Consider the following 1,372-nt stretch of genomic DNA (forward strand, 5'->3'; position numbering starts at 1 on the left):
TGTATCTTTCAACGCAACTTTGTAAGTCTTAGCTTTTGTAGCAGGGTCTACAGTTTGATCAACATTGATGTTTTTGCTGCCTTCTACTGTCGTATTAGATGCATTTTTAACTTCGTTCAATTGGTTCAAGTTAACTGCATCATTGCCGTCAGTGCCGGCTTTTACGTTTTTGATTTGTGTATCGTTAGCATTGAAGCCGTCTTTAGTAACGAATGTCTTGCCACCGATTGTCAAACCGTTGTTGTTGATAGTTGTATCACCGGTTGTTACGCTTGTTAAGCCAGTCAACTCTTTAGCAAGTTTAACATTCAACTTACCGTTGTCAGATACAACACCGATATTGTTGTCTGTCAATTTAGCTTTATCAGCAGTACCGCCTACAACGTCTAATGTTTCGCCAAGATCTTTATGAATGCTTGTAGCGTCATCACCTTTAAAGTTCAAGCCCTTCTTAGTCAAATTACTGCCGTTGTCAGTGATTTTCTTATCAACGGATTTCAATTGATCTTCTGTTGCAGCTTGACCGCTTGTGATATTTGCAGGATCCCAAGTGATGTTCGTCAAGTTGTTTACAGTACCTTTAGCACCGTTAACTAGAACTTTACCGGAAGTGATGTTACCTTTTACGCCGTCAATCGCTACGTTACCAGCTTTAATTGTGCTGTCTGTACCGTTGATAGTTACAGCATTGTTGCCTTCGCCGGCTTTCACAATACCTTTTGTGCCGTCGATATTAACAGCTGTATTGCCGGAACCCAATGTTACTGTATCCTGTAAACCAACTGTATACGTCTTAGCTTTAGTTTGAGGATCTTCGGAATCAGTTACATTGATGTTTTTGCCCGCTTTTACAACAGTTTTAGCTGCAGCCGCGTTGTTGGATACTTCCTTCAACTGTTTAAGGTTAACTGCATCGCTGTCATCTGTACCGGCTTTCACGTTTTTGATTCGCGTATCGTTAGCATTGAAACCGTTGTTTGTAACAAATGTGTTACCGCCCACTGTCAAACCGTTGTTGTTGATAACCGTTTGACCGGTTGTTACGCTGTCCAAACCTTTAAGGTCTTTCGCAAGCTTAACATTCATAACGCCGTTGTTGTTAACTACGCCGATGTTATTTTCTGAAAGTTTGGATGCATCAGCTTGACCGCCAGTGATATTCAATGTTTGGCCAAGATCTTTATGAATTGCAGTACCTGCATCACCTTGGAAGTCTAAACCTTTCTTAGTCAAGTTTTGTTCAGTCTTGTCGATTTTGTTATCAACAGATTTCAATTGGTCTTCAGTTGCAGATTGACCGCTTGTGATGTTTGCAGGATCCCAAGTGATGTTCGTCAAGTTATTTACAGTACCCTTAGCACCGTTGACCACC

1 pseudogene is annotated in these 1,372 nt (G+C 41.0%); it reads right to left on the reverse strand.

Annotated elements, in window-relative coordinates:
• Window positions 1-1,372 (reverse strand): annotated as a pseudogene (locus HMPREF1521_RS05320) (hemagglutinin); the annotation flags it as partial.

This window comes from Veillonella sp. AS16 (assembly GCF_000517785.1).
GTDB classification, from domain to species: Bacteria; Bacillota; Negativicutes; order Veillonellales; family Veillonellaceae; genus Veillonella; species Veillonella denticariosi.